General features: G+C 49.1%; 20 protein-coding genes. 8 read left to right on the forward strand and 12 right to left on the reverse strand.

Translation table 11 applies throughout. The features are described 5' to 3' along the window. Nucleotides 1-15 precede the first annotated feature (15 nt). Together CS562_RS26465 and CS562_RS26470 are read left to right on the forward strand one after the other, a co-directional pair. On the forward strand, nt 16-1,731 hold the full coding sequence (locus tag CS562_RS26465) for a copper resistance CopC/CopD family protein (RefSeq protein WP_180287224.1): 1,716 nt from the start codon (nt 16-18) through the stop codon (nt 1,729-1,731). Between the two features lie 276 nt (nt 1,732-2,007). Then, a complete protein-coding gene (locus tag CS562_RS26470; RefSeq protein ID WP_246318071.1) occupies nt 2,008-2,775 on the forward strand; it encodes a YcnI family copper-binding membrane protein in 768 nt (255 codons plus the stop codon). 173 nt (nt 2,776-2,948) lie between these two features. Here the strand turns inward: CS562_RS26470 and CS562_RS26475 are convergent, their stop codons facing one another. From CS562_RS26475 to CS562_RS26490, 5 genes are all read right to left on the reverse strand, one after another. Continuing rightward, on the reverse strand, nt 2,949-3,221 hold the full coding sequence (locus CS562_RS26475; RefSeq protein ID WP_076290677.1) for a hypothetical protein: 273 nt from the start codon (nt 3,219-3,221) through the stop codon (nt 2,949-2,951). A 54-nt stretch (nt 3,222-3,275) separates the two neighbouring features. Further along, a complete protein-coding gene (locus CS562_RS26480; RefSeq protein WP_099858711.1) occupies nt 3,276-4,526 on the reverse strand; it encodes a Tle-like phospholipase domain-containing protein in 1,251 nt (416 codons plus the stop codon). 82 nt (nt 4,527-4,608) lie between these two features. Continuing rightward, on the reverse strand, nt 4,609-4,890 hold the full coding sequence (locus tag CS562_RS26485; RefSeq protein WP_076290678.1) for a hypothetical protein: 282 nt from the start codon (nt 4,888-4,890) through the stop codon (nt 4,609-4,611). Beyond that, nucleotides 4,877-5,023 carry a hypothetical protein gene (locus CS562_RS33115; RefSeq protein WP_180287225.1) on the reverse strand — a complete coding sequence of 49 codons (147 nt, stop codon included), beginning with the start codon at nt 5,021-5,023 and terminating at the stop codon, nt 4,877-4,879. Before CS562_RS33115 ends, CS562_RS26485 begins: the two co-directional genes overlap by 14 nt. Before the next feature lie 219 nt (nt 5,024-5,242). Then, nucleotides 5,243-6,499: a DUF445 domain-containing protein gene (locus CS562_RS26490; RefSeq protein ID WP_099858662.1), complete on the reverse strand. Its 1,257-nt coding sequence runs from the start codon at nt 6,497-6,499 to the stop codon at nt 5,243-5,245. Nucleotides 6,500-6,835: 336 nt separating this feature from the next. Here CS562_RS26490 and CS562_RS26495 point away from each other — a divergent pair, with 336 nt between their 5' ends. Beyond that, a complete protein-coding gene (locus CS562_RS26495; RefSeq protein ID WP_076290681.1) occupies nt 6,836-7,663 on the forward strand; it encodes an aldo/keto reductase in 828 nt (275 codons plus the stop codon). Between the two features lie 95 nt (nt 7,664-7,758). Here the strand turns inward: CS562_RS26495 and CS562_RS26500 are convergent, their stop codons facing one another. Beyond that, entirely contained in the window at nt 7,759-8,217 is a 459-nt protein-coding gene (locus CS562_RS26500) for a cupin domain-containing protein (protein WP_063566267.1), read from the reverse strand. 258 nt (nt 8,218-8,475) lie between these two features. Between CS562_RS26500 and CS562_RS26505 the strand changes: the two genes are divergently transcribed. Next, nucleotides 8,476-9,327, forward strand: a complete 852-nt coding sequence (locus tag CS562_RS26505; protein WP_076290682.1) for a helix-turn-helix transcriptional regulator — start codon at nt 8,476-8,478, stop codon at nt 9,325-9,327. A gap of 115 nt (nt 9,328-9,442) precedes the next feature. Here the strand turns inward: CS562_RS26505 and CS562_RS26510 are convergent, their stop codons facing one another. Continuing rightward, nucleotides 9,443-11,056, reverse strand: coding sequence for a glycoside hydrolase family 28 protein (locus CS562_RS26510; RefSeq protein WP_099858663.1), 1,614 nt, complete (start codon nt 11,054-11,056; stop codon nt 9,443-9,445). 437 nt (nt 11,057-11,493) lie between these two features. Here CS562_RS26510 and CS562_RS26515 point away from each other — a divergent pair, with 437 nt between their 5' ends. From CS562_RS26515 to CS562_RS26530, 4 genes are all read left to right on the forward strand, one after another. Then, nucleotides 11,494-12,246 (forward strand): amino acid ABC transporter ATP-binding protein, encoded by a 753-nt coding sequence (locus CS562_RS26515; RefSeq protein ID WP_079695864.1) that lies wholly within the window; start codon nt 11,494-11,496, stop codon nt 12,244-12,246. A gap of 32 nt (nt 12,247-12,278) precedes the next feature. Further along, entirely contained in the window at nt 12,279-13,112 is an 834-nt protein-coding gene (locus CS562_RS26520) for an ABC transporter substrate-binding protein (protein WP_099858664.1), read from the forward strand. 101 nt (nt 13,113-13,213) lie between these two features. Beyond that, on the forward strand, nt 13,214-13,936 hold the full coding sequence (locus tag CS562_RS26525; RefSeq protein WP_099858665.1) for an amino acid ABC transporter permease: 723 nt from the start codon (nt 13,214-13,216) through the stop codon (nt 13,934-13,936). Between the two features lie 52 nt (nt 13,937-13,988). Continuing rightward, on the forward strand, nt 13,989-14,639 hold the full coding sequence (locus CS562_RS26530; RefSeq protein WP_076290687.1) for an amino acid ABC transporter permease: 651 nt from the start codon (nt 13,989-13,991) through the stop codon (nt 14,637-14,639). Nucleotides 14,640-14,767: 128 nt separating this feature from the next. On the opposite strand, the gene CS562_RS26535 is transcribed toward CS562_RS26530, so the two are convergent. The 5 genes from CS562_RS26535 to CS562_RS26555 form a co-directional block, all read right to left on the reverse strand. Beyond that, nucleotides 14,768-16,105 carry an FAD-dependent oxidoreductase gene (locus CS562_RS26535; RefSeq protein WP_099858712.1) on the reverse strand — a complete coding sequence of 446 codons (1,338 nt, stop codon included), beginning with the start codon at nt 16,103-16,105 and terminating at the stop codon, nt 14,768-14,770. 54 nt (nt 16,106-16,159) lie between these two features. Next, nucleotides 16,160-17,014, reverse strand: coding sequence for a carbohydrate ABC transporter permease (locus tag CS562_RS26540; RefSeq protein WP_076290688.1), 855 nt, complete (start codon nt 17,012-17,014; stop codon nt 16,160-16,162). Beyond that, entirely contained in the window at nt 16,998-17,912 is a 915-nt protein-coding gene (locus CS562_RS26545) for a carbohydrate ABC transporter permease (protein WP_099858666.1), read from the reverse strand. Before CS562_RS26545 ends, CS562_RS26540 begins: the two co-directional genes overlap by 17 nt. Before the next feature lie 204 nt (nt 17,913-18,116). Continuing rightward, entirely contained in the window at nt 18,117-18,827 is a 711-nt protein-coding gene (locus CS562_RS26550; protein WP_099858667.1) for a beta/alpha barrel domain-containing protein, read from the reverse strand. Between the two features lie 30 nt (nt 18,828-18,857). Beyond that, nucleotides 18,858-20,153: an ABC transporter substrate-binding protein gene (locus CS562_RS26555; RefSeq protein ID WP_099858668.1), complete on the reverse strand. Its 1,296-nt coding sequence runs from the start codon at nt 20,151-20,153 to the stop codon at nt 18,858-18,860. Between the last annotated feature and the right edge of the window lie 79 nt (nt 20,154-20,232).

Here is a 20,232-nt window from a genome sequence, read left to right on the forward strand (position 1 = left end):
AAGGGTGATGATTTTTTGATTTTGAGTAGGTTCACCACGAAATTGGGCAAACGGCACTGGGCATTGATGGGCGCCCTGATGTTATTATTTTGCCTTGTTATGCCACAATGGGCATCGGCCCATGCTTATATCGTGCAGGCCTCACCAGGTGAAAATGAACTGGTTGCGACTGCACCTGAACGCCTGACTCTCGAGTTCAACGAGTCTTTGCAGACGGCCTTTTTTGATATTAAAATCACCGGACCTGACGGAACACAAGCAGATGACGGCAATGTGCATGTCGATGAGGATCGTCCTCATATTCTGGAGACCGGACTGCGGACCGGACTTGGAAACGGAACCTACGCCGTGAACTGGAAGGCTGTATCTGCGGATGGCCACCCCATTCAGGGAGCCTATGTGTTTCATATTGGGGAACCATCTGGCGCTCCTGCCGGTCTCGCGGATCTAACCTCAGGTTCAGGCCAGGTTGGCGGACCGTTAAAATGGATTTTGTCGCTGACCGACTGGATTCAATATCTGGGGTTGTCTGTGATTCTGGGCACACTTGCTTTCCTGCTGTTTCGAATTGCGCCTGCTTCCATGGCGAGAGAACCACTGGAAGTGCCAAGAAGCTATAGGTTGTTATGGATCAGTTATGGCGCCGCTTCTGTTGCCGCTCTGATCAGCCTGCCTCTGAACACATTGTATGAATCAGGCGTTTCCATCGGGGAGTTCAGCTGGGCACTGATGGGCAGTGCACTTAAATTGACGTCATTTGGCCAGATCTGGATGGTACAGATACTCATTGTGATGTTGCTGGCGGTTACCATCCTCTCGGGATATGACCGGGATCGCTCGCTGCGTATCCGGATCTGGTCATCATACGGATCACTGATTCTCGTTCTTGGCTGGTTGTTCACTCATGCGATGACAGGACATCCAGCTGCAGCGGAACAACGCACACTCGCCATTGCAATGGACTTCGTTCATCTGATCGGAGCCGCTTTCTGGATCGGCGCTTTAACCGCCATGGCTGTGTGTCTACCTCCGCTCGCGGATAAACTGCCTTCCACGGTGCGAGGAGAAGTCTATTGGACGGCGATCCGACGATTTACAGCTTGGGGTATCGGTGCTGTTGCTGCTCTCGTCGCTACAGGGATATATAGCAGCCTGATCATTTTGCCTGCACCTATACTTACGTCCCTGTTCACAACGGGGTATGGTCTCGTGCTTATCGCTAAAGTTGTCTTGCTTGTTGTAATGCTTGTATTGGCTGGGCGTCATGCCAGAATGGCACGTGCAAGCAGCGGCAACCGACTCGCTGGCAGCCTGAAGGCCGAACTGATTGCTGGAGCCGTCGTGCTTGCGTTGGCTGCCGTGCTGACACACTTGTCTCCCGGACAACCGGCAGCCGCAGGACCTTATAAAGAAGTACAGACTACGAATGACGGGACCACAATTACACTTCAGGTAAGCCCAAATCGTACCGGAGAGAATCAGTTCAAAGTCGACGTGAAAAAACCGGACGGCACTACAGTTAACGATCTGGAACAGATCACACTGTCACTGACCCACCTGGATATGGATATGGGCATTTACGAGATCACGATTCCGAAAAATGATACTGGCGTGTACGAAGCAGAAGAATATATCTCCATGCCAGGACGCTGGAACATCAAGGTACATCTGCTAACCCGATCTCTGGATTCACTGGATACTGAATTTGAGATCGACACTGCTAATCCGTAGGTATAGACCGATTCAGATTTGAAACGCGACTCAATCTAAAATCAGTGTCTCAATAAGCTGCAATTGTAGTGAAGGGGACGAAATCGATTCTGGAAAAGTGTAACGTTCGCATTTATTCCCGGATTTTCACTTATAAAGTGAATCAAAAAAATCTGGGAATAACAGCGATTGAAAGAACGATTCGTAACCGGAACGGTGACTTTGCAGCACATCAGGCACTTATTTTAGAAAATGGGCCGAAACATAAATGATAAGATTTGAGAGGGGTAAATTATTTTGAAGAAAACATCATGGACTTCCAAACTGACATCCAGCCTTACTGCTGGAGCTGCTGCACTAATGCTGTTTGCTGGATTCGCCAGCGCACACGTTACCGTTAACCCAACCGTGGCACAGACAGGTGCATGGCAGACGTATAGCATCAAGATTCCATCCGAAAAAGAGCTGCCTACCACCAAAGTCACGCTGAAAGTACCGCAAGGCGTTGCATTCAAGCAATACCAACCACTGGCAGGCTGGAAAATCACTACTGAAAAAAATGATTCCAATGAAGTGACGTCAATTACTTGGGAAGTGGACGCAGATAACGAAGGAATTCTGGCTGGTCAATTCCAGCAGTTCAACTTTGTAGCACAGAATCCGGATGCCGAAACGGAAGTAGCCTGGGATGCGTTCCAATATTATAGCGATGGCAGCATCGTGGAATGGACAGGCGGACCAAGTGACAGCAACCCGCACAGTATCACGGCAATCAGCCAAGATCCTGCTGCTGCAGGTAATGCCGCTGCAGGCGGAGGTCATGATAGCGCAGGTACAGCCGGCAATGCGGGTCATGATGATGAAGCAACGGGTGATGATACGAAGGCAAACGACGATACCACACTGGGTGATGCGTTGAACGACACCGTTACTGGTGAGCCAAACAACACGGATTCAGACCCCGGCACATTGAAGCTGCAACAGGCAACACTGATCGTATCCATTCTGGCGTTGATCCTGTCCTTCCTGGGTATCGCTCTGGCAACACGCCGCAAAAAACGTTAAGAACTAACATGCAGTCTTGTATGTAGACATAAAAAGAAAGGAGCCTTTGGCGAACGGGGTCTATCCCGATGTGCCGAGGCTCCTTTTTGTTATCTGTATACATACGCTAACTCGATTTCAAACTCATGCTTACGATCACTGATGATGAACAGCGTCACTTACCGCCCTTTGCTCTACCGTTCCTGATCCGTCTGGATCATGATTTCAATGTATTGCAGCAAGCTCTTCTTCTGTTGTTCAATCGACTGTATCCGTCCAGACAAACCTGCGAAGAACGCTTCGATCTGCTGCCTTGTATAATCAGCCGATTGTCCCTTCCAGTCGTCGAGACGGTTGTATAGGCTTCTCGCCTCCTGCTCATCTGCCTGGAGACGGGCAAGCAACTGAGTCAATTCTTTTTCAGCAATCCGAAGATCATTCAACTCTACCAGCAATTGTCCGCTCACTCGTGATCCCTCCCTTTATGTAAGTTCCAATCGCCAGGCCCTTCATGCAAAATTCTAGTTAAAACTGACTTGACTCTCATCTGCCTGACGGAAGGCTTCCGCCTTCTCTTCGATAAAGTTCAAGAACTGACTCGTATGCTTCATATGCCATGTGCTCAGTTCGTTAATAGACGCATCCAGATGAGTGACGATAGGCTCAAGTCTGCGACTGCGGCTGGAATGCAAGTATTGAGCCATCCGGCTCCGTACTATGTTCAACTCTGCATTACACTGTTGTGCATTTTGCTTCCACCGGGCAGCGACACTTTTGAGTTCCTCAGGCGTTACCTGAATCAGGCCAGACGCTCCTGCTGCCGCGGCCATACCTCTTGCAAGACTGCCCGCTTGCCCACCCAAGTTCCGCATGAATGCTGCGAGATCAGACAGGACATTGGACGGCTGACGCGGGGAATAACCGATGTGCTCGCCTGTAACCGGATCGTAAAGATCGTTGGAAACATAGCCATTCTCGAACTCATACTGCTTCAGACTGTGGTACTCCTCGCCACCAAAGGTGTTACTGATTTTATCCCACATGCCCATGTCATCATTCATATCCTTGTAGTTGGAATTGATGTAATACATGGAACCTACATGACGATCATATCCACCAAAAAATCCGCTGGTCACAAAATCTCCGGGATGCCCATAGTTAATGATTTGGCTATCAAACCCACCCTCTTCAGCCTTTCGCTTCGCCTCTGGTGTGAGACTGGAGATCACAGAAGGCGCGCTGAAGGTCACTGCGGAGAGTCCCGTGTATGCGGCCGCATATTGGGCATTTCCCCCTCCAAGCGAATGCCCTGTCAGCGAGAAATCCAGATCCTTGTATTTTTTCTGCATATCATTGGCGTAGTCTTCCGCCTCATACATCTGGTTTGGTCCCAGACTGAACGTTTTATCCAGCTTTTTATCCAGTTCTCCCACAGCATTCTCGACTGTAGTGATCCCCGTAACATCTCTTACCTTCTGAATGCCATTTGCCAACCAATCCGGTGTAAAATCCGTACTTTGTTCGATCTTTCGGCCAAGCTCAGGCAAACCGATTTGAGCGTCTGCATAATAATCGGGGGCGCTGCGATCCAACGAAGCACTTCCCTCCGTCCCCCGATATGCGATAACCGCCTGTTTGGTCTCCGAATTGTAGAAGGTCACCGCATCAAAACCGGATTTTTTGTTTCCATGCGTGTCTTCAAGAACTTGCCATCCAGGAAGATTCTCAAACTCCATACCTGATTTCAGATTCTCATATGCTAATTCAGACATCTTGTTGTATGTCTCATCATCAATTTTTGGTGAATTACTCACAACCTCTGCACCTCCAAGAAAATCAATCCTGAATTATGATTTATTTGTTAAACGGATCATATCCCTTAGCTATAATCGCTTCCTTAATTGCCGGACTCATGCCAAAATTTTTGATCTTTTTATCCTCATAGTCGTACGAGATTGTAAACTCTTGCTCTTCATGTTCAACCACATGTCCTTCCATAGCAATAGAATCAAGCGCCATCTCGGGTAACAACTCTTTATTTGTGATGACTACATTTAGTTCATATTTATTTTTCAGATATTTTACGGCTTCTGCTTCCGCTTCTTTAAAATAGGCCTGTTTTTCACTTTCCTTCATGTTCTGACACCCTCCCAAAATAAAAGTGGATAGTATGATTAAAAAAAACATACATGTGAATCGCCGCTTCAATCTCATTATCAATCACCTTTTCTTTTTCATTAATCATTAAAATATATATTCCTGTATCCACTCTATTCTCCTGTTAACTGCATCATAGTACAAAATCAACATGATCACATCGGCTGTTGGCATCGTTTTTATGTAACTTTGTTCCTAAATGATTCCATTAGAGCATTCGGGTGTACATTACCCAATTCAACTGTTTTTGCATCAGTTGTCTATTCATAAATTTCCCAGACGAAAAAGAGCCTGCTCCAGAGAGCGGCCCTAATCTTGCCATTTCAATGATTTACTCCAATACCATCCGCAGGGCGGTCAGTGCAATCCCGATTATAAATCCGGTAACGGCCCCGTTAATCCGAATCCACTGCAGATCCTGCCCTACTTTATCCTCAATCAAGGAGATCAGTGAGGCATTGTCCATTTTGTCCACGTTTTCGCGTACGAGATTGCCGATTTTGGAATGGTTTTTCTCCAGCAGCGTCGTTACACCTTCCACAATCTTGGCATTCAATCCTGCCAATAAAGCATCGTCTGACCGCAAATCAGACAACACCCGCTCAATCGCAGGTAAAGCAAACGTCTCCACATATTGACCATTTTCCATCGCAGCGAGCGCCTTATCCCTCAATTCTATGAGTTTGTTCAGCACGGTTTCCTCTGCGTTCCATCCATCCAGCATGTTGTTTTTCCAGCCGTTGACTCCATCCTGCACACTTTCACTCATCGCCAGCCGGATAGCCTGCGTTCGCAACAGATCGAGCACTTTGTAACGAAGAGCGCTGCCCTCTCGCTTCATGTCCTCTACTCGGTCAAACAGATACCCTTGCAAAATGCTGCCCAAACGCTCCTCGTTCAGATAACCCATGAACGCATTCATCGCAAATTGCATTAATCCATTCATCTGGATGCCACTGATCGCCTTTAAGCCACTTTCACCCAAAAACATAATGGTCTCTGGCTTCACCAGCCATTCTTCTGCCTGCTTCAAACCGTAGTCCAGTGCTTTGGCATCATATCCACGCTCACTCATCTGGATCGAAGCCCGTTCCAGAATCGGACCCAAGTCGAAGGCTCCTGCCTGTGATTTGATCTCGCCCGCAACCAGTGGAGCAATCTGCTCCAACGGAAGGCCTGCAAGGATACGTTTGCAGAGTGTATCGATCATGGTCTTGACTCCATCGTTGTGAAGCTCCCTTGTCATCGTATCCAGAACGATTTCTGCTGCCTTGAAACCCGCAATTTTCTCGGTGATGCTATCCTTGTTCAGCAAGTTATTTTCCACTGCGGAGACAAGGCCTTCGGTCAATTTGTCCCGATTTTTGGGCAGTAATGCCGTGTGGGGAATGGGAATACCCAGTGGATGACGGAACAACGCTGTTACGGCGAACCAGTCCGCAAGTCCACCTACCAACCCCGCTTCAAATGACCCTACGAGCAGTTTGCCTACAACACCGCCCTGAAACGGCAATGATGCGGCAAATCCTGCTCCCATAACAACGAGAGACCAGGCTGCTGCTTTTTTGGTTTGTTTAGGTTTAGCCATTGTATTCTTACTCCTTTATCGTTAATCACACGGGTTCAATGACACCCAACTTTCCCGTGCTCCTCTGTTCTTCATGTGATCCATTCCATAGGAAAGCTTCTCTTTCCATATTTCGTATACTTCATCTTATCACCCGTAAGCGTCAAAACCAAACCTCTGGCTGGCCAAAAAGGATAAAAGAGGGGTTTTTCCTATCGAAATGGTCGTATTCTTTTCCATTACCAAAAAGGTTTTAGTATAATCAATACAGACGACCCTCCATTTAGGATTGGCCGGCGGTCAACAGGGTAATTACATAATGGAATAATGAATGAATCAGAGGAGGAATTTCGGACCATGAAACACGTGCAGGACACAACGACACTTTATAACGGAGTCAAAATGCCTTGGCTGGGTTTTGGTGTATTCAAAGTTAAAGATGGAGAAGAAGTGGTTGATGCCGTCAAAACGGCCATTCAAGCAGGTTATCGCAGTATCGATACAGCAAAAGCGTATAACAACGAAACGGGTGTAGCTCAGGGTATTCGTGAATCCGGAATCGCCCGTGAGGATCTGTTCATTACCACCAAAGTGTGGAACGGGGACCAAGGTTACGAATCCACACTGGCAGCTTTTGAAGCAAGCATGGAACGACTCGAACTGGAATATCTGGATCTCTATCTAATCCACTGGCCTGTCAAAGGCAAGTACAAGGATACCTGGAGAGCGCTGGAGAAGCTGCATAAGGAAGGACGCATCCGCGCCATTGGGGTGAGTAACTTCCAGATTCACCATCTGGAGGACCTGATGACCGATGCCACCATTAAACCTGCAGTGAATCAGGTGGAACTGCATCCGCTGTTGATCCAAACGGAGCTAAGGGAGTACTGCAGCAAACATCAGATCCAGATTGAAGCCTGGTCTCCACTGGGTCAGGGACACCTGCTGGAGCATCCGCTTCTTCAGGACATCGCTGCCAAGTACAGCAAGTCACCGGCACAGGTCATTCTTCGTTGGGATCTGCAAAATGGTATTGTGACCATACCTAAATCCGTTACACCACAGCGCATTCGCGATAACGCGGACCTGTTCGATTTTGAGTTGACTACAGAAGAAATCGAACGCATTAATCAATTGAACGAGAATAAGCGCTTTGGTTCCGATCCGGACAACTTTAACTTTTAACATCAATATATAATCAAAGCTAGAAAACATCAAAAAATCCCGATCCGGATGCAACGCAACTGGATCGGGATTTTGCTTGTTCATTTATGGTTATATTAGCCTTTGGAAACCAGTTTGAAATCATCAAAGTGGAAACCTGGAGCTACAACACACGTTACCAGTACAGGCTCATCACCCAGTGGACGTGCGGTTTGCCATACTCCGGCTGGAACGAGTACCTGCGGCGATTGCCCCGCAGCAATATCCATCCCCAGCACAAGCACTTCTTCATTTTCCGGGTTTTCCCCGTTGCCGCCCAATTTCAATTCAACCGGACTGCCGCTATGCCACAACCAGAGCTCATCGGACAAAACAGTATGCCATTCCGAGACTTCATGCGAGTGCAGCAGGAAGTATGTCGAACTTGCCGAGAATCGAGGGCCTGAGTATGTATCCGGCAGTACGGATTGTGGAATTTGATACGATGCCTTCCATTCTTCCTTATACCAACCGCCTTCAACGTGTGGCTGCATATTCAATGCAGCAACGAGTGGCGATAATTCATGTGTCGTCATATTCTGTTTCCTTCCTTCCAAATCGAATTGGAGACACCCCTATCCAGAGGTTAGCCTCACTCCCCCTACTGTAAAACATGAATAGACTTTTGTCACCTTTACACCATATCTAAGCTTGCCGAAAATCATTCCACCCGCATTCTATTCATTTCGTCTGGTCGGACCCACACACAAATGATAGCGTTTACAACAAACTGGATTTTCCGTTATGATATGGATATTAACCGTAAATCAGCTGGCGCAGAGGGGAGACGTGTTATGAGTGTTATAGAGGATCGGATTGGACCCAAATATCGAATTGGCGAGAGTTCATTCACCATTGAACACATGAGCAGACACGACGGGAACGCCATGCCACAGCCTCATGCACACCCTTTTTACGAACTGTATTATCTGCTTGAAGGAGAACGCGTCTATTCCATGAATGGTCAGCTTCTTACCGCCCGCAAAGGTGATTTGATCCTGATCAATCCCCATGATGTACATTCGACGTCCAAAGGTAGCCTTCCCGGCTTTGAACGAATCCTGATCGGATTCTCACCTTCTTTTGCAACCGGGATGGAGCTTGGAATATGTGGTCTACTTCCCTTCGATCGTTCAAGGCTGCTGCACTTTCCTGATGCGGAACAGCCCGAGATCGAACGAATGCTGTGGCAGATGCTGCAAGAATGCCGGGAGCGGCGCCCTCATTATGAAATCGTGGTGAGAAGCCTGCTTGCCCAGATCCTGATTCAGATCCACCGGGTTGAAGAAGATACTCGGCAATCTTCTCCAGTCCCGCATCATCCCATGCAGGATAAGATCAGTGAAATCGTCACTTATGTGAACAATCATTATACCGAGCCCCTCACATTAGAAGAGGCCGCAGCGCGATTTTATATCAGTCCATCCTATTTGAGCCGGATGTTCAGCCGTTTTACCGGATTTCGCTTCAGCGAATATTTACGTGTTACCCGGGTTCGGGAGGCACAGAGACGTTTACTGTCCACTCAGGAACGGGTGCAATTGATTGCGGAGAAGGTAGGATTTGAGCATACAGCCCATTTTAATAAAACGTTTAAACAGGTGACCGGGACCACGCCGCTTCGCTATCGCAAAGAACATCGATAGATCTTCAAAACGACTGGTCGAAGCCAGACGTCTGTCATGCGACGACCTGTCAGGACACCGCGAGCCAGGAGATGCCCGCGGTGATATGCTAAGCGTATACTAGTTTGGCCCCTTTTTACCTGCGGATAATTACACCACTTCTTACTTCAGGACCAACGGAGATTTGGCGTCCCTCTGTATCTGCATCACTTTCCCGGCATACGATCCCTGCCGATTCATGTCCTGTCACCATTAGAAGCCGACCATCCGCGCCCACTCCCTCAATCGCTTCCATCTCCGCACCCTTACACTGATGCAAATGAATCAACGATCCTTCAGTAATATGTGCGTTCATTTCGGCGATTCGCAGGTGCTTCGCATGGGCGCATTGCACCCCGTTACGAGCCGTCACCGTATATCCCTGAATGACCAGACCATCCAGCGGCATTTCCGGCAGTCCACTCACCAATAACGCGGTTTCCGCTCCTGCACAGACCACATCCGATATCTGAATATCCCGGAACACCGGAGTTTCCTCACTGACCTCCTGAGTCAAGTCGCTACCACGAGCGGAACCCTCCTGATTGGCATAGAAAAAGGAAAACGAGATAGCTTCCATTATGATATCTTTCATATAAATGCGCTCCACCTGAATATCCTCAACGACCCCGCCGCGCCCACGCGCGCTTTTGAAGCGAAGCCCAATATCCGTTCCAATAAACGTACAATCCGAGACCCGGACATGCCGCACGCCACCGGACATTTCACTGCCAATGACAAAACCGCCATGGCCGTGATACACAGTGCAATTCCGGATCATAATATATTCCGAAGGCAGACTGAGTTCACGGCCTTCTGCATCCTTGCCGGATTTCAGGCAGATCGCATCATCACCAACATCGAATACACTCTGCTCCACAAGGACATGACGGCAAGATTCAATGTCAAGCCCATCACCATTCTGGGAAAACCATGGATTCCGTACACTCACATTACGAATTGTGACATGCTCGGATGCCCACGGATGCAGATTCCATGCAGGCGAGTTCTGGAACGTCGGGCCGTCCAAAAGCACTCGTTTACATTGACGTAAGCTGACCATGTTAGGACGCAAGAAGTCTCTGACTTCTTCATAAGCAGCCACATCACACACTTGCTCCAGATGCAGACGATTCGCAATCGCACCGCCTTCAAGAGCAGAAGTCGATGGCCACCAGATGGCTTCGTCTCCGCCAGCATGCTCCACTACACCACCCGAACAGACCAGTCGATTCCACTGCGACGCGGTCATCTTGGATCGTTTTACCGGACGCCATGCCTCTCCACCGCCATCCCAAATCCCCTCACCCGTGATCGCAATATCCTCCAACTGCTCACCATCAATGGGCGACTGACATCGCACTGCCTGCCAACCTTCGAAGCTGGACGCAATCAGGGGATATTGATCGAAATTACGGCTGAACGTAACCAGAGCCCCCGTCTGGACATGAAGCTCAATTCGACTGCGGAGAACAATTGGACCCGTTAACCAAACACCCGCTGGAATGACAATTCGGCCACCTCCCGCTTCTGCACAAGCTGCTATAGCCAGTCGGAACATCTCGGTATTATCCGTCAAGCCATCCCCTACCGCACCATAATCCGTAATCTGAAAATCCCGTGCAGGGATGACAGGTAAACTCACTTCATAAGCCTTCGTATCGGATTCAACACCTTCTCCTGTACCAAGTGGGGAGTAATATGTATTCATCGTTCAGAACATCCTCTCTACCTATAATTGGATCGGACTATTTTTAGTAATGTATCGCTTACTGGAAAGCGCATTCTCGCTCCATCATATCAATGCCATAGGGCATAAGGTTGAGCTTTTTTGCCATGTACGATTCAGAATTTGATGTTATTTGTTTTTATGATCAGAGTCATAAAGTAAACATCTCTTCCAGTATACTCTATACATCTATTCCAATGGTTGTAAAACAACTAGGAGAATGGATTCATTTTTCTGTCAGGATTCGTCACAAAGAGGCTACCAATATAACAAATATATAACATAATTACTGGCTACAGCCCTATAAAACCCATTACTTATGTCATGTTTTATTACAAACCAATTGCCTTTAGCAGGATGAGTATGTATGATTAAATAACTAGTTTCAATTTATTCCTTATTATTCCTTTTACAAACAGATGTTGCAGAAAGGATGGGGTCTCTTGATTGAATTTAGGGGTGTCCAGAAACATTTTGGCCATTTTCATGTCCTCAAAGATATTCATCTTCACATTGAAGAAGGAGAAGTCGTTGTCATTATCGGCCCTTCCGGCTCAGGCAAAAGCACACTGCTCCGCTGCATCAATCGTCTGGAGACGATTACCGAAGGTGAACTTGTCGTCAGTGGTGTCCCTTTACATCAGAAAAAGGTAGACATCAACCTCTTCCGCCGTGACATCGGCATGGTATTTCAACACTTCAATCTCTACCCTCACAAAAAAGTCATTGATAACATTACCCTTGCACCCATGAAGGTGCGTAAACAACCCAAAGCACAGGCAGCCTCTACGGCGATGAAGTATCTGACCCGAGTAGGCATTGCCGACAAGGCAGACAGTTATCCTTCCCAGTTGTCCGGTGGACAACAGCAGCGTGTAGCCATCGCAAGAGGTCTTGCCATGGAGCCCAAAATCATGCTTTTTGACGAACCCACCTCTGCACTGGACCCCGAAATGATCGGGGAAGTTCTGGATGTTATGAGGTCTCTTGCCCACAATGGGATGACGATGGTCGTCGTTACACATGAGATGGGATTTGCGCGCGAGGTCGCAGACCGAGTCATCTTTATGGATGAAGGCCGAATTGTGGAAGAAGCCTCCGCCGCTGAATTTTTCGACAACCCGAGAGAAGAACGGGCCAAGCAATTCCTGAGTCGTCTGATTCACCACTGAGAATAATCCATTTTGAAAGGGGTCTTTACCAAATGAAAAATGTATTAAAGTGGCCGTCGTTTATGCTTGTTTTGATTCTATCCCTTGTATTGTCCGGTTGTAGCACCGGAGAGGAAAGTAGCAGCAGCGGTGGTTCTGGTGGGAGTAGCGAAGCCAAAGGCACGATTGAACAAATTAAAGAGCGCGGTAAGCTCATTGCCGGCGTGAAATACGACACCAAATTGTTCGGTTTGAAAGACCCCGCAAGTGGCGAAGTCGAAGGATTCGATATTGATATCGCCAAGGCACTCGCCAAACAGATTCTTGGAGACGAAACGAAGGTAGAACTGAAGGAAGTAACGTCCAAAACGCGCATTCCGATGCTGCAAAACGGCGACATTGATCTCATCATCGCAACGATGACGATTACGGATGAACGCAAGGAACAAGTGGATTTCAGCGATGTCTATTTTGAAGCCGGGCAATCCCTGCTTGTGAAAAACGATAGCGCGATTACCGGTCTGGAAAGTCTCGACGGTGTGAAGGTTCTTGCCGTCAAAGGCTCGACTTCTGCGCAAAATATTCGCGAAAAAGCCCCGGATGCCGAGGTGCTCGAATTCGATAACTATCAGGATGCCTTCACAGCCCTCAAGGCGGGTAAAGGCGAAGCTCTGACGACCGATAACATCATCCTAATCGGCATGCAGCAGACGGATAACAACTACAAGCTGGTTGGTGGCAATTTCACGAGTGAACCTTACGGCATAGCGATTCGCAAAGGCGACACAGCCTTCGTCGAAGAAGTAAACAACCTGCTCAAAAACCTGAAGGACAGCGGTGAATATGATACGTTGCATGAAAAATGGCTGGGCAGCAAGCCAGAGTAACCCCGATTAATGATGGTGAAGCGGCGACTTAGCCTGTGATATGCAATGTATGAGCTGACGCAATCGCCGCTTCTACACTGGAGAACGGAGGCTTCGCCTACATGGGCAAATTGGACTTCAGCGTACTGATCAAACATTCGGATCGATTCCTGGAAGGGTTCCTCAACACCATCCAGGTGAGCATCATGGCCTTGATTGGCAGCTTTATTCTAGGTGCAATCATGGCTATCTTTCGGATATCCCCCATCAAACCACTTAACTGGATCGGCACCGCTTTTGTGGAGTTTATCCGTAACATCCCGCTGCTGCTCGTCGTGTTTTTCTTCTATCTCGGATTGCCGGCACTCGGCATTTCACTGGATGGGTTCATCTCGGGTACACTCGGTCTGACCATCTATACGGCCGCTTTCATTGCCGAAGCGATCCGGGCGGGCATTCAGACGGTCCCTCGCGGGCAGTTAGAAGCTGCGAGATCTTCCGGTCTATCCTACGTACAGGCCATGAACCTGATCATACTGCCACAAGCGATCAAGATTGTATTGCCGTCCATTGGCAACCAGTTTATCAATCTGGTCAAAAATTCATCCATCCTTGCGGTCGTAGCGGGCATGGATCTGATGTATTTTGCCGATCTGATCAACTCGGATACATTCCTGCCGCTGAGTGTCTACACCATTGTTGCGCTGTTCTACCTGGTGCTGACTTTGCCGCTCAGCTTCCTGGTTCACTATATGGAGCGCCGTTTTGGACAAAGTGATGCGGACGCCAGCCGTGCCAAAGGCAAACCAAAGAAGACCAAACCAACGGGCCAGGTCACCATGTAAACAGACATTCATTCTAACCCTTGTCCTACTCACAGAAGGAGGCCGATGATCCATGGACTTTAGCGGGGCCTATGCCTGGCCCAACCTTCGTTTCCTGCTGCACGGATTCCTGATTACCCTGCAAGTGGCAGGGTTGTCGATTGTATTCAGCTTTGTTCTCGGCACTGTGCTCGGAACCGTTCGATACACGCGAATTCCGGTACTGTCACAGATTGTGGCCGTTATCGTGGATACGATCCGGAATCTGCCGCTGCTGCTGATCATTTTCTTCATTCATATCGTACTTCCCCAGCTCGGAATCAAGATGTCTGGCTTCTGGTCCACGGTCGTTGGACTGAGTCTGTTCGAAGGCGCCATGATCGCAGAGATCGTCCGCAGCGGACTCAAATCGATTGAACGTGGTCAAGTGGAAGCCGCCCGTTCCTCCGGCCTAAGCTATATGCAGACACTTGGCGGCATCATCATGCCCCAGGCTTTGCGGCGCATGTCGCCACCGATGGTGAGTCAGTTCATCTCTTTGCTGAAGGATACTTCACTGGCGATCATCATCTCCCTGCCGGAACTGATGCACAATGTGCAGATCCTCGGGGGGCAGAGCTTCGATTACGTCATCCCTGCCCTGCTACTCGCAGCCGTATTATACTTCGTCATCAACTACACGTTGTCCATTGTGGCACGGCGGCTTGAAGCACGAATGACTTGATGATCGGATGATTGATGCTTCTATCACAACCCCCATTACAACCCAAAGAAGACTCCAGCTCCACTTCAATAGTGGTTTTGGAGTCTTCTTTGGATTTCATCATAGTCTGCTCGCACGGGAATCATTCCTCAAATCGCTGCTCCGTTACGGCGTAGTTCCTTTTGCAGCACCGATACCGGCAGCTCCAACGGATCTAGCTTCAACTGAACAGCTAAAGCCGCTGCCGTTCCTGCCGCCTGGCCTGTAGCCATGCAGCTTGGCGTCAGCCTTGTCGTTGCGTGCGCCTCATGTGTGGTGGATATGCAGCGTCCTGCCGCAAGCAGATTGCGGATATTTCGGGAAATCAGAGAGCGATACGGAATATCGTATGCTCCGTCCCCTTCAATAAAAGCCGCTACGACGCCTTGCCCCGAAGGATCATGAATATCAATCGGATAGCCACTTCTGGCGATTACATCATCAAACTTCCGACCTGCAACCACATCGTCCTTGGTCAACGCATAATGCCCGATGATTCGCCTGGATTCACGGATACCAATCTGTGGCGCTATCGCTGAGATCGAGGCCCGCTCGAATCCAGGCACGTCACGCTGCAGAAACTCAGCAATCATCAGCACCTGCTTCCTGCCTTCCTGTTCAGCAGAGGTCAGATCTTCTGCATCTGTAGCATCCAACCCCTGCACCCGGGTGCAGTTAATCAATACCTCATCTTCAGCCGGGCCGGTAAAAAACAATACCTGATCACGGTTAATCGGTACACCTGCTTTTTTCCATTGGGAATAGAAGCCGCTCACCCCGGTTAACGGAATACTGTCCAGTTCGGAGAAAGGGGTTTTGGCATAGAAATCCTCCGGGTGCTCCTGCATGTATTGTTTCACTCGTCCAAGGTCCACACCACGCATTCGAAATTTCATGGTCATCGGCTGTGACTGGTGATCGCCATCTCGCCCCTTTGCAATAGAAGCTCCCGCAAGATAAGCCGCATCCGCATCACCGCTGGCATCCACAAATACGTTCGCTCTTAGCTCCATTCGGCCAGACTTGTTCGTCAGACGTACCGCCTCTACCCGATCATTCACCATAACCACTTCATCCACGAAGCTGTGCAATAACAATCGCACACCTGCTTCCTGCAGCATTTCCGCTGCAACCACTTGATAGATCGCCGGATGGTAAGGCGTAACGGTGTGCACAAATCCAACCGTATCCCGAAGATGCCCCGGAGAGCCGCCGCGCGCCTGTAGTCGGTCAACGATTTCCTGGGCGATACCCTGAATCACCTGCTCACCACTCTCCGTATGGAAGGTCATCCAAGGATAGACCATGGCGGCAGTCGACATTCCACCAACGAATCCGTACCGTTCCACCAGTACTACTCGAACACCTTGTCGTCCAGCAGCGATGGCTGCCGCTATACCCGCCGGACCCCCTCCCACAACAACCACATCCGCTTCTTCCTTTTTCATACTCATACTTATCCGTTCACTCAAGCTATCACTCCTTCCGTTCTATTGCAGGGGTTACTCTTTCAGTCCTGTCATGGCAACTCCCTCAATGAAGCGCCGTTGTGCCAGGAAAAAGACAATTAGCAGCGGCAGGGTCGCCATGACGGTGGCACTCATCAGATATTGCCAGGCTGTACCCACTTCATCCGTGAACAAGGATAACCCAAGCGGCAGCGTCATCAGTTCTCGCGAGTTAATGAAAATCAACGGATCGAAAAACTCATTCCAGATCGTCACAAACGTAAAGATCGTCAGCGTAGCCATACCGGGCTTGGCAATCGGGAGCATAATACGAGCATAGATCCGGAAGCGGTTGCAGCCGTCAATCATCGCCGCTTCTTCCAGCTCGGTGGGTACCGTAATGAAGAACTGCCGCATCACAAAGATGCCAAACACGCCGCCCGCCCCAAAGATCGGGAGTAAAATCAGCGGAAGATGTGTATCAATCCACCCCAGCTGCCGCATGAACAGAAACATGGGAATAGCCGTCACCTCATGGGGAATCATCATCGCACTCAGCAGGATGAGAAATACCACATTACGTCCCTTGAACGGAATTTTGGCAAATGCGTACCCGGCGAGAGATGCAAAGAACACCGTACCCAGCACAACCACAGCAGCAATATATACACTGTTAAAATAAAAACGATGAAACGGAATTAATCGAAAAACATCGATGTAGTTCTGAAATCGGAAGGTATCCGGTATCCACTGTGGTGGATAGGTAAATATGCTCTGAGGTTCCTTGAATGACGTCGATATCATCCAGATAAATGGAACAAGCATGATCAGCGAGATCAGTGTCAGCAGCAAGTACGTCCCCAGGGCACTGCCTGTCTTGCGAATCGAAGGATTAGGCATCGCCTTCATTGAATACCCACCTCTTTCGAAGCTGCCATTGCAGCAGCGTCAGGATTAGCACGATAAAGAACAACACATACGCAAGCGAAGAGGCGTAGCCGAACTGAAATAATTTGAATGCTTTTTCCCAGATATAATAGACCAATACCTTCGTGCTGTTGCTCGGCCCTCCCTGTGTCATGACGTAGATCTGTCCAAACACCTTGAGCGAGCCAATCACAGTCATGACCATGGTTAAAAACACCGTTGGCGTAATCATGGGCAGTGTGACGTGAAAGAAGGTTCCTCTTCTGCCCGCTCCGTCCAGTGTTGCCGCTTCGTAAAGTGAACGCGGTACCTGCTGAATGGCTGCAATGAACAACACCATATTCAGACCCACATTTTTCAGTACACTCGTCACAATAACCGCAGGCATCGCCAGATCCTGATTGTAGAGCCAGGCCGGACCCTTGATGCCTATCATTAACAGAAGCTGATTGATCAGTCCCGACTCTGTGGCATACATCAGCTTCCATACGATGGACCATACAATCAGCGAGGTCATGACCGGAACAAAGATGGCTGTTCGAAAAATCCCGATGCCGCGCAAATTTCTGGATAGCAGCAACGCGAGCAGCAGCGCGAGCACAATATTAAGCGGCACAAGCCCCGCAGTGAAATAGACCGTATTGGCAAGCACCTTCCAGAACATGGCGTCTGTCATCACATTCCGGTAATTCTCCAGTCCAATAAAATGATGATCCCCCAGCAGCGGCCAGTCGGTCAGGCTCATGTACAGAGCCAAACCCATGGGAAACAGCAGCAGCAGGGTAAACCCGAGCACCATTGGTGATACAAACAGCCATCCCGCGATCTGGGCCTCTCTGGCGAGCGGACCTCTTCCTGTACGCTTGCGTGAATGGGTCACAGTCAGGCCCTCCCCTTTATCAAATTTCTTCCCTTGAAACGAATATTTACACTTGCCACTCCAATGACAGAACAACCTTCCGATCGCTGTTATCCCCAGATTTTTTTAATTCAATTTTACAAAGGGGAAAATCCGGGGATAAAGGCGAACACTCCGTTTCTTCAGGTTATTTCTGTCCTCTACGTTCTCTTGTAAATGTTTAGTTCAACTTATATAGTCTGAACGGTTCAGATTGTCCACCGCATTACGGAAGGCGTTAACAGCCCTTCGCAGCTGCTCCTCCGCTCTGCCTGTTACGACCGCTCCAAGCATGATCGCCTTGACCCCGGTATCGTGCAGCACCCGAACATCCTCCGGCACCAGCTTACGCTGAGAAGGAACCAAAACCGGAATTTGCGCCTGCAAGACCAGACGGCGATACTTGAGCACGTCCGCAAAGCTTAGCGGTGTACCATATTCATTCCCAGGCACAATGGATGCCTCCAGGGCTGTGAAACTGTAATGAGCGGCTGACGTTAAAAGGGAAGGTTCATATTCGTCATTGATCGCAAACGTTCGGTCCAGCCCCAGGTCATCCAGCATGAAGGACGGCAAGTGATGTGCATAGATGGAATAGAAGTCAAAACCCAGCCCGGAGAGACGCTCCACGTCCTCCCTCCGTGCTCCATCTATACTACCGGATGGTACGACCCCAAGCGGGCCTCCAAACTCGCTACGGATCGCCTGAAAAACTTCGGCATAGTTGTCCAGTGGACCAAAATGATTCCCGCTGGCGCGATGGCCGACATTATAATGCACCTTCAGTGCATCAGCGCCCTCTTCGATTGCTGCCCGGGCCAAAGATAGATCGTTCTCGGGTAAGCTGACCACAAGTGACAGCGATTTCTGATCAAGCAATTCCTTGAATTTGCCCATCATGCTCACCTCCTGTTTCTATAAAATGATTTATTGTTGCAGCACGCCTTGGATTTCTTCCTGCATTTGCTTCAGATTATCCTCAGGTGTCGCTGAACGGGCGAACAGTCGGTCAAATCCCTGCAACACCGCATTGTCGATATCCTGCCAACGGATATGACCGGGAATCAAGCGCGCTTTTGGCATTTCATTAATCACCGCCTGCACAATATGCTCCTTGCTCGGATTATTCGGCTGATTAATGAACGCATCGGAGTTAAGCACAGAGGTACGCGGAGGCACAAAATAGGTGGCCGTCGCCTGAATACCCTGCTCGCTGGCAAAATACTTCAACAGCTTCTTGGTTTCCTCCGGATGTTTGCTGTCGTTGAACATGGCATATCCAGCCTGCCCTAGCATCGGTACGCTGCCCTGTGAGCCGGAAGGCATGGGAGCGATACTCCACTCAAAATCGGTAATCTCTCTTGCTTTGGAAACATAGCTGTAGTTATCGAAGAACATGCCTACATTGCCAGCATCGAAGCTGACCTGCTCACCTGCTTTTGGATGCGATTCATCAGTGAACATCATGCGCTCCAGCAGTTCAAAAGTCTGTACGCCATAGGCATCGTTCCAAGTGAACTTCGTCATGCCTTCGTCGAACGGACCACTGCCATTGGACCATGAATACGAGGAGAGCACTGCCCAGGTCTTCCAGTCGCGAAAAAAGTTGGCGCCATAGATCCGGTTGGTAGCCTCCTTGCTGGTAATCGCCTTGGCAGAATTCTCGAACTGTTCCCATGTCCATTGCCCTTGGCTGGCAAGTGTATTCGGGTCGGTCAGGCCGGCTTTGTCGAACAACGTTTTATTGTAGAACATGACCACCGGAGGTGTGGAAAAAGGCAGCCCCAGCAGCTGATCGCCATCACGGAACAAATCCAATGTACTTGGTATATAATCATCCAGCTTGAACTGGGCATCATCCTTGAACTCGGATACATCAGCCAGGATATGATTGGATTTGAATTGTGGCACCATCCGCTCTGATACCCAGGCGATATCTGGGAGAGAGCCGCCAGCGGCAAGCACCGAAATTTTTTGCTGGTATTCTGCGAAAGGAACGGATTCCATCGTCACCTTGATGCCTGGATTTTCCTGCGTGAAGCTATCAATCAGCTTGTTGTATACATCCATATGTGCCTGATTGCCCCACATCATGAATTTCAGCTCAACCTCTCCATTCTCCCCGGCTGCTTGCCCAGGACCACTTCCGGAATTGGAGCTTGTGCACCCGATTGAAGCAATCATCATGAGTAAGAGTATCGATATCAGTCCTGCTTTTTTCATGGAAATCCCCCTTATGGACTTAGTGGTATACATGTGCAACCAAAGTATAACGAAGGCATCGCCCGCTCATAAATCACGT

It is taken from the genome of Paenibacillus sp. LK1 (assembly GCF_002750415.1).
In the GTDB taxonomy this organism is placed as follows: domain Bacteria; phylum Bacillota; class Bacilli; order Paenibacillales; family Paenibacillaceae; genus Paenibacillus; species Paenibacillus taichungensis.

Bases quoted from the DNA above. Each gene is read 5' to 3' on its own strand.
- CS562_RS26480 (WP_099858711.1), bottom strand. From the start codon at position 4,526: ATGTCTGAATTAGCATATGAGAATCTGAAATCAGGTATGGAGTTTGAG.
- CS562_RS26485 (WP_076290678.1), bottom strand. From the start codon at position 4,890: ATGAAGGAAAGTGAAAAACAGGCCTATTTTAAAGAAGCGGAAGCAGAA.
- CS562_RS26490 (WP_099858662.1), bottom strand. From the start codon at position 6,499: ATGGCTAAACCTAAACAAACCAAAAAAGCAGCAGCCTGGTCTCTCGTT.
- CS562_RS26495 (WP_076290681.1), top strand. From the start codon at position 6,836: ATGAAACACGTGCAGGACACAACGACACTTTATAACGGAGTCAAAATG.
- CS562_RS26500 (WP_063566267.1), bottom strand. From the start codon at position 8,217: ATGACGACACATGAATTATCGCCACTCGTTGCTGCATTGAATATGCAG.
- CS562_RS26505 (WP_076290682.1), top strand. From the start codon at position 8,476: ATGAGTGTTATAGAGGATCGGATTGGACCCAAATATCGAATTGGCGAG.
- CS562_RS26510 (WP_099858663.1), bottom strand. From the start codon at position 11,056: ATGAATACATATTACTCCCCACTTGGTACAGGAGAAGGTGTTGAATCC.
- CS562_RS26515 (WP_079695864.1), top strand. From the start codon at position 11,494: ATGTTGCAGAAAGGATGGGGTCTCTTGATTGAATTTAGGGGTGTCCAG.
- CS562_RS26520 (WP_099858664.1), top strand. From the start codon at position 12,279: ATGAAAAATGTATTAAAGTGGCCGTCGTTTATGCTTGTTTTGATTCTA.
- CS562_RS26525 (WP_099858665.1), top strand. From the start codon at position 13,214: ATGGGCAAATTGGACTTCAGCGTACTGATCAAACATTCGGATCGATTC.
- CS562_RS26530 (WP_076290687.1), top strand. From the start codon at position 13,989: ATGGACTTTAGCGGGGCCTATGCCTGGCCCAACCTTCGTTTCCTGCTG.
- CS562_RS26535 (WP_099858712.1), bottom strand. From the start codon at position 16,105: ATGAAAAAGGAAGAAGCGGATGTGGTTGTTGTGGGAGGGGGTCCGGCG.
- CS562_RS26540 (WP_076290688.1), bottom strand. From the start codon at position 17,014: ATGAAGGCGATGCCTAATCCTTCGATTCGCAAGACAGGCAGTGCCCTG.
- CS562_RS26550 (WP_099858667.1), bottom strand. From the start codon at position 18,827: ATGGGCAAATTCAAGGAATTGCTTGATCAGAAATCGCTGTCACTTGTG.
- CS562_RS26555 (WP_099858668.1), bottom strand. From the start codon at position 20,153: ATGAAAAAAGCAGGACTGATATCGATACTCTTACTCATGATGATTGCT.